This window comes from Myroides sp. (genome assembly GCF_032073645.1).
Classification (GTDB): domain Bacteria; phylum Bacteroidota; class Bacteroidia; order Flavobacteriales; family Flavobacteriaceae; genus Flavobacterium; species Flavobacterium odoratimimum.
Map to the genome: position 1 here is coordinate 65071 of NZ_DAMANB010000013.1, position 14735 is coordinate 79805.

Sequence of the window (14735 nt, forward strand, 5' to 3'; positions counted from 1 at the left end):
TTGTTTACTCTCAGGTAAACGATAGTATAAAAAAAGTCCTTAATCTTACGATTAAGGACTTTTTATTATTTATAGGCTATTGATTACTCAACTTTATTGTTCATAATCACTTCTATCACCTCTGGGTTAATAAGTGTTGATACATCACCGAACTCTTTTGTTTCTCCATTAGAAATAGAACGCAAGATTCTTCTCATAATTTTACCAGATCTTGTTTTAGGCAAACTATCCACAAACTGAATCTTATCCAACTTAGCGATTGCCCCAATATGACTTGATATATACTGGTTAATCTCGCGTTTAAGATTTTCTCTATCACGAGTCTCCCCTTCCACTTTCAAGGTAATAAATCCATATAAAGCGTTTCCTTTGATATCGTGTTTATATCCTACTACAGCACTTTCTGCTACAGCTGGATGCTCATTAATCGCATCTTCTATAGGAGCAGTTCCTAGATTATGTCCAGAGACAATAACAACATCATCTGCACGTCCTGTAATTCTATAATATCCTACTTCATCTCTTAAAGCTCCATCTCCTGTAAAGTATTTACCTGGAAACTGACCAAAGTAAGTCTCTTTATATCGCTCATGATCTCCCCAAATAGTACGAGCCATGGATGGCCAAGGGAATTTAATACACAATGATCCGTCTACCTGATTATCCTCTATCTCATTTCTCTTCTCATCCATCAATACTGCCTGAATACCAGGTAATGGTAAAGTCGCATAAGTAGGCTTAGTAGGTGTAATAAATGGCAGTGGAGAAACTAAGATACTTCCTGTCTCTGTCTGCCACCAAGTATCCACTATAGGACATCTTTTCTTTCCTACATGGTCATTATACCAGTGCCAAGCTTCCTCATTAATAGGCTCTCCTACCGAACCAATAACTCTTAAACTAGACAAATCATGTGAATTCACATAACTGTAATCCTCTGTCATCAACGAACGAATAGCTGTAGGAGCTGTATAGAATTGGGTTACTTTATACTTATCAATGATATCCCAGAATCTACTAGGCGTTGGATAAGATGGTACTCCTTCAAACATCACTGTAGTTGCACCATTTAATAGAGGTCCATAAATAATATATGAATGCCCCGTAATCCAACCACAGTCAGCAGTACACCAGAAGATATCCTCTTCTTTATAGTCAAAAATATTTTTAAAAGAATAAGCCGTTTGCACCATATACCCTGCTGTAGTATGCACCATTCCTTTTGGAGCACCTGTAGAACCAGAAGTATACAAAATAAATAAAGGATCTTCTGCATCCATTACTTGAGCCACATGATTATTAGATGCTTCTTCTAATAGAGGGGCTAACCACATATCTCTTCCTTCTTTAAAAGCAACTTCAGCACCTGTTCTCTTCACTACAAGTACTTTCTCAACTCCTGGGCAAGAGTCTAATGCTTCATCAATAATTGGTTTTAATGGAATAGTCTTATTTCCTCTAAAGCTCCCATCGGATGTTATAACAAATTTACATTCAGAATCATTAATACGCTTCGTCACAGCAGATGAAGAAAAACCAGCGAATATAACACTGTGTATCGCTCCTAATCTAGCACATGCCAACATACTAACCGCTAACTCAGGTATCATAGGAAGGTAGATACATACTCTATCTCCTTTTTTAACCCCTTGCTCTTTTAGCACATTAGCCATCTTACACACTCTATTGTATAAGTCATTATAGGTAATAGTTTCTGCTTGCTCTTCTGGATTATTAGGTTCAAATATAATAGCTGCTTTCTCTCCTCTTTTTGCAAGATGACGATCAATACTGTTCTTTACAATATTCAATTTAGCATTAACAAACCACTGGAATTTAGATTCCTCCATATCAAACTCGAATACCTTATCCCACACTTGATACCAAACGAAGTTTTCCTCTGCTATCTTCCCCCAGAACTTACGAGGCTCTCTAACGGATTTTTTATAGTGTTTAAAGTATTGTTCTAGATTTTCTATTTTATAATAACTCATATTTTAGTTGTGATTTTTTTTATGTAATATTTTTTTTAGCTCTTAAATATATGATTTTAGTAATAAATAGCAAAAAGTCATACAATATTTTTAAGATTAAAAAACATTGTATGACTTTCGTTATTTAAATAAACCCTATAACTGAGCTATATCTCTCTTTGCTTGATCAAACTCAGCAATGATATTTTTAACAATATCACTTACTGGTTCTATTTTATGTATCAGACCTGATATTTGCCCTACCTCTAGTTCTCCTTCTACTAAATCTCCTTCAAACATTCCTTTTTTAGCTCGAGCCCTACCCAAATATTCTTTTAATTCTTCTACTGATGGATTCTTAGCATACAAGGCTTGAAGTCCTGTGTAAAACTCATTCTTAATTAAACGTACGGGCGCAAGTTCTTTTAAAGTAAGAACAGTATCCCCTTCTTGTACATCTAATAGAAGATTCTTAAAGTTATCATGAGCAGAACTCTCTTTAGAAGCGATAAATCGCGTTCCCATTTGCACTCCATCTGCACCGAGTACCATAGCTGCAAGCATTCCTCTTCCTGTAGCGATACCTCCAGCCGCAATTAAAGGAACCGTGATCTTCTCACGAACCATAGGAATCAAAGTAAGCGTAGTAGTTTCTTCTCTTCCATTATGTCCTCCAGCTTCAAACCCTTCTGCTACTATCGCATCAACACCTGCTTCTTGGGCTTTTAATGCAAATTTAGAAGAACTAACTACATGCACTACTGTTATCCCATGTTGTTTTAAAAATGGAGTCCATGTTTTAGGATTACCTGCAGAAGTAAAGACAATTTTCACTCCTTCTTCTACAATAATGTTCATGATTTCCTCAATATTAGGATATAACATAGGGACATTTACTCCAAATGGTTTGTCAGTTGCTTTCTTACACTTCTGGATATGTTCTCTTAGTACCTCAGGATACATTGAACCAGCACCTATAAGTCCTAATCCACCAGCATTACTCACTGCACTAGCTAACTTATAACCACTGTTCCAAATCATCCCTCCCTGTACGATAGGATACTGAATTTTAAAAAGATCTACTAACTTATTTTTCATTGTATTTTGGTTGTTTATAGTTTCGAAATAACACCCGAACCAATTAGTTCGTCTTCGATATGCCAAGATACAAATTGTCCTTCTGTGATAGCGGATTGCGGTTCGTCAAAACGAACGTACATACCTTCTTTCATCTTGTGTAAAGTAGCTTTTTGCAAAGGTTGGCGATATCTTATACGTGCTAATATAGACATTGTTTCTCCTTCTTGCAATGCTAAATCTTCTCTAATCCAATGAATTTCTGATTCTTTTACAAATAATGCTTTGTGAAATAATCCTGGGTGGTCACTTCCTTGACCTGTGTAAATGATATTTTCCTTTACATCAGTACCTATAATAAACAATGGCTCAGCAGTACCTCCCACATTTAATCCCTTGCGTTGACCAATAGTAAAGAAGTGCGCTCCGAAGTGCTCACCTACCTTTTTACCCATTTCAGGTGTATACACAATTGATTTCGCTTCGCTGTACAAAGCATCTCCTATTGTAGAGAATGTCTCTTCCTCTTTCGTATAGATAGACGAATCTTTTGGTATTTCGTAGATAAGCCCATCTTTTCTTTTCAACTGCTGTTGTAAGAATTCTGGTAATCTTACCTTACCAATAAAACACAATCCTTGAGAATCTTTTTTGTCTGCTGTGATTAAGTTCATCTTAGCTGCTATCTCACGTACTTGTGGTTTCAACAACTCTCCAACTGGAAATAGCGCTTTCGCTAATTGCTCTTGAGATAACTGACATAAGAAGTAAGACTGATCTTTATTAGGATCTACACCAGCCAACAGTTTATATACTGTCTCCTGTGTTCCATCTTCTTTGGTAATGACCTCTTCATCTTTGCGACAATAATGCCCTGTAGCGACATAATCTGCTCCTAAAGTCAATGCTATTTTCATAAATACATCAAACTTAATCTCGCGATTACACAATACGTCTGGATTAGGGGTACGACCATTCTCATACTCCTTAAACATATAGTCTACAATCTTCTCTTTATATTGTTCACTTAAGTCAACTGTTTGGAATGGAATCCCAAGCTTCTCAGCGACCATTAAAGCATCGTTGCTATCTTCTAGCCATGGACATTCATTAGAAATTGTCACAGAATCATCGTGCCAGTTTTTCATGAAGAGTCCAATAACTTCATACCCTTGTTCTTTCAGTAAATAAGCTGCGACACTTGAGTCTACACCTCCCGAAAGACCTACTACTACTCTTTTCTTCATAATAAAAAATATTGTGGCAAATTTACGAGAAATGCCGCAATACAAAAAGCTTTTGAATTTATCTTATCTTTTAATTATGATTCTCTCATAGAGAAAAACTATTAAACTTAATTATAATCTTACCAAATCATCACTCCTACACTTCAATTTCTAAAACACCAAATACCTGGCAATCATAATACTCTCTATGTTCTACAAAACCAAAAACAATCAAGTACTTCACGTCCACATACTTTAAATCCTCAACAATCATATACCGATAAAAGTATTGTTTTTCCTTACTTGACAAATCACTAAGCCTAGCTATACCTTGTTTAGCTAGAGACTCATAACTAATACCCTGCTGTTCAACTAAATTCTCTAATGGTTGAGAAGTAGAAAGAGATAAAACAACTGTCTCTTTCCAACCATTCATCGTGTAAAATGTAAAATCAACTTCATCTTCATAATAACTAATCGGATAATCAGACTTACTTAACAGCACTTTCCTAAGTATTTTCATTTTACTTCTTGATTAAATATTATAACAACCTTAATAAAGTAATGCAATCTCTATTATTCATTATTTAGATTAGATGTTTTATACTTAGACGGTAAATCAATAATAATGAATCTATCATCACCTATAACATTAACAATCTCCTCTTTTTCAAGAGTTAATAAAAACTCCCGAAGTAATGCCTTTTCTTTAGGCTTTATTACTAAATCATCTACACACCATTCTGCACCAAAATTTCGATAAAACAATTCCATCCGATCAATGATAAAATCATAAAACTCTTTATTCATCATATCTTATCTACCTCAATAAAGTTCTACACTACTTCTCTATCCTCCTTATTAATATTTTACCTTAAAAATAAATCTTTTAGAACATATCATTGTTGTCCTATAAAAGTATTTAAAAAAGGAAGTCAGCATGCTGGCTTCTAAAAAGTTATCGTAGTTTAGTCTTACACACTCTAAACACGATGAGTAAAAGTGCGTACTTATAAGTATATTTTTTTATTGTTTTTCCAAATGTAATTCACTTCGTGAAGTATCTATTGAAACGATAGGTTTATAAGGAAAAACCAAAGGAATCTAACTCGATCATATTTCTCTTCCTAATTACAGGGCAAAACTACAATCGAAAAAACAAGTTTTTAGAATAGCTTCCATTTTCTTCCAAAAACTTCTCTTTATTTCCCAAAAGTTCCACTTTCTTCCATTTCACAAAACACAACTTACTGAATTACAGCAATTAAAAATATTAACACTATACATTTCTTCGGAGCCTCTTCGGAATAATTCAGTGTTTATTCGGAAGGAAGGCCAGTTTTCCGAAGAACTCCAAAAGGCTCTCTAATCAACGCCCGAAGAAAACCTTGTTTAATGTTTAGTTTGAATAGTGCTAATCTGTTTCTTCTGTACAGGTAGACCTGCGAATGCACAAGAGTCTTGATAGTCTTTTTGGGCTATAACTACATTAAACTAGTATATTTCTTAGAAACCCCTGAACAAGATTAAAAGATAAAACAACTCTCTTTGTTTTGACAGCCTTTTTAGACTTAGTATTAAATAATAAGTTTTATCAGGCACTAATGATAACATATTACAAAAACTACCCTAATTTCTTACCCAGTAACTCAGATTGAGCCTTTGCTCTATGAATTCCTTCCACTAATTTTTGCAATACCTCTTCTTCATTGAAATACTTAATCGCTTGCTCAGTAGTACCACCCTTAGACGATACTTTCGCTATCCAATCCTGTGTAGATAACGAATTGGCTTCATACAATCCTAGAGCACCTGATATGGTTTGCTTCACTAACAATTCTGCTTGTGACGGTTCAAAACCATAAGATATTGCTGCCTGTATCATAGCTTCCATAAAATAAAACACATAAGCAGGCCCACTACCTAATACCGCTGTAGCTGCATCTATTTTATTCTCTTCAGACACATATACAGACTTACCTGTGGTATTAATTAAGTTCTGAATAATGAACAACTCTTTTCGATCTAGTTCTTCTGAAGCAGTAAAAACAGTCATACCTCTACCTATCTGAGTAGGCAGATTAGGCATGGAACGAACTATTTTTTCGATTCCTAAATCTTCTTTTAAACGATCTATAGAGATACCTGCCATCACAGAAACGACTATCTGATCTTTATTTACATATTTCTTTAGATCTGCAACTAGTATAGAAAAGTCTTGGGGTTTGACTGCAACGATAACGATGTCACAAGATCCTATATCACCATCCAATTGATAGCGATAAGACAACTGATGAATATTACGACTATCTTCTGTAGCCTTCTGTGAACGCGTGTATATCAATACATCTGATGGGTTAATAAACCTAGAGTTAATAAACCCATTGGCAAAAGTACTCCCCATGTTTCCCATTCCTATAATTGCAATTCTCATAAAAAAAAACACCTCTGAATTTGATCAGAGGTGTTAAATATAAAAGAATTATTTATTTTTCTTCTTTCTTTCTTCTTGTAATTTTTGTTGCTCTTGCGCTTGTTGCATCATTTCTTGCATTTTACGTTGGAACTTACCTTTAGGACGTTCTTTCGTTTTATTGTCTTCAATGATAGCTTTAATCTTATCTTCTTTTACAATATGGTTTTTAATTACATACATAATACCAATTGTAATCAAGTTAGAAATAAAGTAGTACAAACTCAATCCTGACGCGTAGTTATTAAAGAAGAATAACATCATCAATGGAGAGATATAGATCATCACCTTCATGATTTTACTCATATCAGGCATTCCTTCTTGAGCAGGTGCTGCCATTTGTTGATCTCCTGTAGTCATCTTCATATATACAAAAATTGCAACAGAAGCTAAAATAGGGAATAAACTCACGTGGTTACCATAGAATGGAATACGGAAAGGCAATTCTAAAATCTGGTCATAAGACGATAAGTCATCTGCCCATAAGAATGATTTTTGTCTCAAATCAAATGCTGATGGGAAGAATTGGAACAATGAATAGAAGATAGGAATCTGTAACAATGCTGGAATACATCCTGCCATTGGGTTAACTCCTGCTTTAGAGTACAAATTCATTGTCTCTTGTTGCTTCTTCATTGGATCATTCTTATATTTTTCGTTCAACTCATTCACTTCTGGACGAATTGCTTTCATTTTTGCTTGAGAAACATAAGACTTATAAGTCAATGGAGAAATTAATAATCTCACAAGTACAGTTAATGCAATAATAGCAATACCATAAGGTAAGAATGAACTCAATACTCCAAATACTGGAATAAATAAGAAACGGTTTAACCATCCAAAGATTCCCCATCCTAAAGGAACAATCTTATCTAACCCTTGATCATATGACTTTAATAATTTATAATCAGCTGGTCCGAAGAACCACTTCATATCATAGTTTAACTCTCCACCTGTATAAGCTAAAGGCATTTTTGCATTAAACTGTTTAGTGTAAACAGTATCTACTGCCTCATCATGAACCAAGTTAGCTGATTTTAAACTAGCTGTATCAAAAGCTTTATCTGTAATTAAAACAGAAGCGAAGAAGTGTTGTTTAAATGCAACGAAACTTACATTTTTAGCTTCAGTACTGTCATCTTTACTTGTATTACTTAGACTGTTATCTTTTCCTCCTTCATACTCATAGTATACACGAGTATATTGGTTCTCATAAGTAATACTCTTCTCATTACTATATGCTTTTAAGCTCCAGTCTAATGCTGGTGTCTCTGCTGTATTAATAACTCTACTTAATCCTTGTGTACGAATAGTAAAGTCTAACATATAGTCATCTGGCTTCAATACATATCTATACTCTAAAAACTCAGTAGCTGATACTTTTAAACGCATAGATAATACTTGATTCTCCCCTTCTTTTGTCAATTCAGGTTCAAAGAACAAGTCTCTTGTATTAAACTTTTTGTTGTCCTTCGTATATAACTCTAAATTAAACTCAGCGTTATTATCTTTAATTAACTCTACTAGTTCTTTAGAGTTTTTATTAAAACGAGCATTGTTATTGATTACAACATTTGATAAACTACCTCCTTTATTTTCAACAACTAAAGTCAGTAATTCATTCTTAAGTTCTGTTTTACCTCCTTGAGCAGATGGTAATGTTGCACTATAAGCAAATGGGCCTAAAGCAGCTTGTAAAGCAGTATTCTGAACAGAATCCACCTCTACATGATTACTTATAGCACTTGAAATTTTCTCAGACTCAGCTTCTTTAACTATCTCTTTTTTGGCTACCTCTTTGTCCTGAGCGATAGCTTCTTTTTCTTTGTTGATATTATTCAACATCATCCAAATTAGCAACCCGGCTATAATAACAAAGCCGACAATACTGTTACGATCTAATTTTTTTCCTTCCATTACTTAATTTGTAGTTTATCAAATTTTTCGCTGTAATAATACTTGCTTATTACCTTTAGAACTTATTTTGTTCTATTATCAATTGCTGCCTTAACCAAGCTTACAAAAAGTGGATGTGGTTTTGCCACTGTACTTTTATATTCAGGGTGGAACTGCACAGCTACGAAGAATGGATGAGTATCTAACTCTACCACTTCTACTAGTCCTGTATCAGGATTCCATCCAGAAGCTATTAAACCAGCTTTTTCAAAATCTTCTAAATATTGATTATTAAATTCATATCTATGACGGTGACGCTCATTGATTAGACTTTCTCCATAAATTTCAAAAGCTTTAGAACCTTCTTTTAATTTACAATCCCATCCACCTAGACGCATTGTACCTCCTTTATCTGTAATATTCTTTTGATCTTCCATAAAAGTAATTACAGGATATTGAGTACTTTCATTCACCTCAGTAGTATTAGCAGAAGCATACCCCAATACATTTCTTGCGTATTCGATTACAGCCATCTGCATACCTAAACAAATACCTAAGAATGGTATCTTGTTCTCTCTTACATATTTTACAGTCTCTATTTTTCCTTCAATACCACGAGAACCAAAACCTGGTGCTACTAACACAGCATCTAAGTTCTTTAATTTCTCTGCCACATTATTAGCATTGATATTATCAGATTGAATAGAAACGATATTTACTTTTATTTGATTTTCAGCACCACCGTGTACTAATGCTTCTAAAATAGATTTATAAGAATCTTGTAATTCTACATATTTACCTACTAGCCCTACATTTACTACATGCAATGGATTTTTAAGTTTATGGATAAACTCATTCCATTTCACTAAATCTGGAGATGTCTTCTCTGGTAAATCTAATTTCTTAAGAGCTACTCTATCTAAACCTTCTTGTAGCATTAAGTTTGGCACATCATAGATAGTATCAGCATCGATAGACTGAATAACAGCTTCTGGTTTCACATTACAGAACTGTGCTAACTTCTGACGTATCTCAGTACTTAAGTTATGCTCTGTACGACAAACCAAAATATCTGCCTTAATACCGCTCTCCATTAAAGTTTTCACAGAGTGTTGAGTTGGCTTAGTTTTAAGCTCTCCTGCTGCTGCTAGATAAGGTACTAAAGTCAAGTGGACTACGATAGCGTTATTATCTCCTAACTCCCATAATAACTGACGTACAGACTCGATATAAGGTAAAGACTCAATATCCCCTACTGTACCACCTATCTCAGTAATCACGATGTCATAGTCACCTGATTTACCTAGAAGCTGCATACGTTCTTTAATCTCATTCGTGATATGAGGAACTACCTGTACCGTCTTTCCTAAAAACTCTCCTCTTCTCTCTTTCTCTATTACAGAAAGATAAACGCGTCCTGTAGTAACATTATTCGCTTGAGAAGTAGGTACATTTAAGAATCTCTCATAGTGACCTAAATCAAGATCAGTCTCTGCGCCATCATTTGTTACAAAACACTCCCCGTGTTCATAAGGGTTAAGTGTTCCTGGATCCACATTAATATACGGATCAAATTTCTGGATAGTGGCCGAATATCCGCGCGCTTGTAATAGCTTAGCCAAAGAAGCTGCTATGATTCCTTTTCCTAAAGAAGATGTAACTCCTCCTGTAACGAAAATATACTTAGTTTGTTTCATTTAGTGTGTGTATTAGCTGTGTTGTTAACAATAAAACTTGGCAAAAATACAACATTCCGAGCTATTCTTCTAATTTTAGATTAGCTAAAAAAATATCAACAACTAACTTATCCTCTCCAAATCATCAATATTATACTTCTAATAAGATTATTCACAACTGCATAAAAAAATCATGCATTATATCTCATTAGTATATACTTTTGTATATTAATTGCTTATAAATACAACATTGCCTATTCTAATGACAGAAGACTCAATTGTTAAATTTTAAAACAGATTATTTCATCACCATTGTATTATAAGAATTTTAACACTTATGCATTCCTAAAAAGGAAGTAATACAACAAAAAACAATATAGTAAATATTTTTTTGAGATAAACTCAAGAACAATAGACAACAATAAATCAAGCTAAATGATCATAGAACAAATTATAGATAATATATATCCTCTTTCGAAATCTGCTAAAGAGAAATTAACTGCTGTTTTTACAGAAATCTCTTTCCCTAAAAATTACCTATTATCTGAATATGAAAAACATGAAAACTATTTCTATTTTATCAAAAATGGATTAGTTAGAGCTTATGCTATTCAAGAAGATAGAGAATTGACCTTTTGGTTTGGAAAAGATGGAGATCCAGCCTTATCGATGTATAATTATATTCTAAACAAACCTAGTTATGAAACGATTGACTTAATAGAAGATAGTACATTCTATTTCACTAAAATAAGTCAATTAGAACAGCTCTACTCAACAGATATTGAGATTGCGAACTGGGGAAGAAAGTTTGCTGAGATAGAACTTCTAAAGACAGAAGAACGTTCTATTCTGAGACAAATTAAATCAGCTAAAGAACGTTATATTGACCTTTTAGAACGAGATGCTTCACTCTTAAATAGAGTTCCGCTGAAGTATATTGCTTCATTTTTAGGAGTAACTCAAGTAAGTTTGAGTAGAATTCGCAGTGAATTCTTAAAAAAATAACCCTTTTTTATCAATCTAATAATATTCGAAGCAATCCCTTTTTCATAGAATAATATTTGCTCGCCTTTGTTTTGACATAAATTATATTCTGATTATTACGTTTTATTTAGCTTAAAATTATATTTAAGACACAATATTTCGCTTATTTTATTATCTTTAATTCAAATTAATAAGCAATTTCATTAGAATTAACCTAATGTGTTTTATACTTTTGCAACAAATAGTAACAATGGAAAATCAAAATAAAAATCAAGAAGTAGTTCGTGGATTAAAGGCTAGACACCTTTCCATGATTGCAATTGGAGGATGTATCGGAACAGGTTTATTTATGGCAAGTGGAGAAGCCATACATCAGGCAGGTCCAGGTGGTGCTCTATTAGCCTATGCCATGATTGGTCTTATGGTGTATTTCTTAATGACCTCATTAGGAGAGATGGCTACTTACTTACCCGTATCAGGTTCGTTTAGTACTTATGCCGCTAGATTTGTTGATCCATCACTAGGTTTTGCTTTAGGTTGGAACTATTGGTTTAATTGGGTTATTACAGTAGCAGTAGATGTCTCTATTGCAGCAGTGGTTATTTCGTATTGGGAGCCTCTAGGATTCTTACCTACTTGGGGTTGGAGCCTGCTCTTCTTCTTAGTCATCTTTGGATTAAATATGTTATCTGTTAAAGCTTATGGAGAATCAGAATATTGGTTTGCTATTATTAAAGTAGTGACTGTTGTTTTATTCTTAGGAATTGGATTATTGACTATTTTCGGAATACTAGGTGGTGAATACATCGGGTTCAAAAACTTTACGTTAGGTGATGCTCCTATTTTAGGAGGCGGATTCTCAGGTAAATTCTTAAGTGTATTAGGCGTATTCCTAATTGCAGGTTTCTCATTTCAAGGAACTGAGTTAATCGGTATTACTGCAGGTGAATCAGAAAACCCTGAAAAGAATATACCTAAAGCCATTAAACAAGTATTCTGGAGAATCTTAGTATTCTATATCTTAGCCATATTCGTTATTGGATTAATCATCCCTTATACAAGTCCTTCTCTATTAGGAGCAGATATTTCTGAGATTGCAAAATCACCTTTCACATTAGTATTCGAAAAAGCACATTTAGCCTTTGCAGCAGCTGTGATGAATGCTGTTATTCTTACTTCTATTCTATCAGCAGGTAATTCTGGCCTTTATGCCTCTACTCGTATGCTATATGCGATGGGGAAAGATGGAATGGCACACAAGGCCTTTGGTGGAACGAACAAACACGGTGTACCGATGATCGCCCTAATTGCTACTGGAGTTGTAGTACTATTAATATTCGCAGTACAATCTACACATCCTAATGCTGTAGACTTTATTCTAGCTGCTTCAGGACTGACAGGTTTTATAGCTTGGTTAGGAATAGCGATTAGTCATTATAGATTTAGAAGAGCATTCCACGCTCAAAACAAAAGTCTAGACCAACTAGTCTATAAAGCAAAATGGTTCCCTTTTGGTCCATTATTTGCCTTATTATTATGTATATTAGTAATCATAGGACAAGATTCTAAACTAATTATGGAGGGAATATTTGACTGGAGAGGAATGCTAATCACTTATATGGGGATTCCATTCTTCTTAGCCTTCTACTTATACCATAAGCTAAAATTCAAAACAAAGCTTATTCCTCTTAAAGAAGTGGATTTAGATAGATAATATATACTGAAAACGAATAACAGGAAACAACAATCAAAATAAAAAAGCGTGAGTTATTATCTAACTCACGCTTTTTTTAGTAATTATAAAGTAATGCATTAACTCTTAATTTTAATACTTATTATTCCGAAGCTTGTAGCAAAAGTTCCATTGATAAAATCTTTCCCAGGAACCTTTTTGTATTCAAAACTCTCTATCTTATCTACAGCTATACCTTTAAAATCAGAAGATTTTTTTAGTTCATTATTCCCTTCAGAATCTACTAATACAACAGCATATTCACCTTTTTCTACTAATGGTAATGCCCCTTGATTAAAGAACTTTGTAGAGCTCAAATAAACACTTTCGATATACTCCTGTAAGTCAATTGCATTCTCTTTATTTAACATTGTCGCATCTTCCACGTCTAATTTTATAGATACTCTTTCTTTTCTTCCTTTTTCTTGTGCATAGATATTACTTGCTAAACACAAAATTAACAATACCCCAATTTTTCTCATACCCTCTCTTAATTTATAACCTAACTCTAGTACTTATTTTATCTTACTATTTAGTTTCCTATTCCTACATATTTCTCTCCAGAGTGCACTACTAGATAGTTACACATCTTCTTATACATTGGGGTCTCCACTCCCTGTGCAACACCTTGCTTCACCATATAACCTCCCATTATACCAAGTTCATTGTGCTCTTTAAAAGCAGCAAAATCACTGTGCATAGATGTTGTTGACTCATACGGAATTGCCTTTAAACGCTCTATAATAACCTCAACTACATCTTCACCAAGAGCAACTCCTTTCTTCTTACCGATAGCAGAAGCCTCTGTGATTAATTGTCTCATTTCTTCTGGATGATGCTCCATCACACCACCAAAACTACTATCATAATAAGCAGTAGCCATAGCAGAAGAAGAGACTAAAATATACTTCTCCCACACCTCCTTAGATATAGAAGAAGTCGCTTCAGCATGTACACCAGCAGTTTTTAGAATTGTTTCCAAGTCTTTCATCTCTTGAGATATTTGACCATCTAGGCCAAACAGAATGCGTTGTCTACCACTCGGATTATCAATTACCCCTGCTTCTTTTAGACGAGAAACCATATACGTACACCCTTGCCATACTCTAGAAGCGCCAAATACAGCTCTCAGTTGCTCATAAGCCTCTACTCCATTTAACAACGGAATAATCACAGTATGTTCACCTACTGCTGATTTCATATCCTCTATCGTTTGAGACAAATCATATCCCTTAGTCGCAAGGATAATATAATCTGTATGCTCGATATCACTCCACTGAGAAGTAGCGATACTAGGGTACCCCACCACTTCACTATCTTTTGACAAAATAGTTAATCCCTTTTCCTTTATTACTTCAAGGTGCTTCCCTCTTGCGATAAAGCATATCTCTACATCTGTACTATCTTGATATTGATGAGCTAATAATCCTCCATAAAACCCTCCTACACCACCAAGTCCTACTATTGTTATTCTCTTTTTATCTTTCATTATTTTGTTTTTTGTTTTTTTGTGAAATCGTGATCTAGTTAAGTTTATCATACCAACTATTAGCCTATTCTGTCATCTAAGTACATTATGCCCGTAGGGCAATACTGTAAACTGTTCACCGCAAACCGTAAACAGATATGTTATGCTGTAATTCTATTTACTTGTAAAAGATAGTTCTCTTAAACGAAAAAACAGAAAACAACATCACA

12 protein-coding genes are annotated in these 14735 nt (G+C 34.2%); 2 read left to right on the forward strand and 10 right to left on the reverse strand.

The window, feature by feature from the left end:
- Positions 1-83: 83 nt before the first annotated feature.
- From acs to RT228_RS10905, 8 genes are all read right to left on the reverse strand, one after another.
- Complete coding sequence (gene acs, locus RT228_RS10870; protein ID WP_131540874.1) at positions 84-1994, reverse strand: acetate--CoA ligase; 1911 nt, start codon at positions 1992-1994, stop codon at positions 84-86.
- A gap of 135 nt (positions 1995-2129) precedes the next feature.
- Positions 2130-3071, reverse strand: coding sequence for an NAD(P)H-dependent flavin oxidoreductase (locus RT228_RS10875; RefSeq protein ID WP_131540875.1), 942 nt, complete (start codon positions 3069-3071; stop codon positions 2130-2132).
- A gap of 14 nt (positions 3072-3085) precedes the next feature.
- Positions 3086-4297 carry a tRNA 2-thiouridine(34) synthase MnmA gene (mnmA, locus tag RT228_RS10880; RefSeq protein ID WP_006261325.1) on the reverse strand — a complete coding sequence of 404 codons (1212 nt, stop codon included), beginning with the start codon at positions 4295-4297 and terminating at the stop codon, positions 3086-3088.
- A 136-nt stretch (positions 4298-4433) separates the two neighbouring features.
- Complete coding sequence (locus RT228_RS10885; protein ID WP_006261326.1) at positions 4434-4799, reverse strand: hypothetical protein; 366 nt, start codon at positions 4797-4799, stop codon at positions 4434-4436.
- A 53-nt stretch (positions 4800-4852) separates the two neighbouring features.
- Positions 4853-5089, reverse strand: a complete 237-nt coding sequence (locus RT228_RS10890) for a hypothetical protein (protein WP_006261327.1) — start codon at positions 5087-5089, stop codon at positions 4853-4855.
- A gap of 811 nt (positions 5090-5900) precedes the next feature.
- Positions 5901-6710, reverse strand: coding sequence for a pyrroline-5-carboxylate reductase (gene proC, locus RT228_RS10895; RefSeq protein ID WP_036496696.1), 810 nt, complete (start codon positions 6708-6710; stop codon positions 5901-5903).
- A gap of 48 nt (positions 6711-6758) precedes the next feature.
- Positions 6759-8666 (reverse strand): membrane protein insertase YidC, encoded by a 1908-nt coding sequence (gene yidC, locus RT228_RS10900; RefSeq protein WP_006260058.1) that lies wholly within the window; start codon positions 8664-8666, stop codon positions 6759-6761.
- Between the two features lie 62 nt (positions 8667-8728).
- The gene (locus RT228_RS10905) at positions 8729-10342 is read right to left on the reverse strand and encodes a CTP synthase (RefSeq protein WP_006260057.1); all 1614 of its coding nucleotides are present in this window, start codon (positions 10340-10342) and stop codon (positions 8729-8731) included.
- 414 nt (positions 10343-10756) lie between these two features.
- On the opposite strand from RT228_RS10905, the gene RT228_RS10910 reads away from it, so the two are divergent.
- Both RT228_RS10910 and RT228_RS10915 read left to right on the forward strand, forming a co-directional pair.
- The gene (locus RT228_RS10910; RefSeq protein ID WP_006260056.1) at positions 10757-11326 is read left to right on the forward strand and encodes a Crp/Fnr family transcriptional regulator; all 570 of its coding nucleotides are present in this window, start codon (positions 10757-10759) and stop codon (positions 11324-11326) included.
- Between the two features lie 196 nt (positions 11327-11522).
- Positions 11523-13019, forward strand: coding sequence for an amino acid permease (locus RT228_RS10915; RefSeq protein WP_394799930.1), 1497 nt, complete (start codon positions 11523-11525; stop codon positions 13017-13019).
- 98 nt (positions 13020-13117) lie between these two features.
- On the opposite strand, the gene RT228_RS10920 is transcribed toward RT228_RS10915, so the two are convergent.
- Positions 13118-13519: a hypothetical protein gene (locus RT228_RS10920; RefSeq protein WP_006260054.1), complete on the reverse strand. Its 402-nt coding sequence runs from the start codon at positions 13517-13519 to the stop codon at positions 13118-13120.
- Positions 13520-13569: 50 nt separating this feature from the next.
- Positions 13570-14526, reverse strand: a complete 957-nt coding sequence (locus RT228_RS10925) for a ketopantoate reductase family protein (RefSeq protein WP_006260053.1) — start codon at positions 14524-14526, stop codon at positions 13570-13572.
- Between the last annotated feature and the right edge of the window lie 209 nt (positions 14527-14735).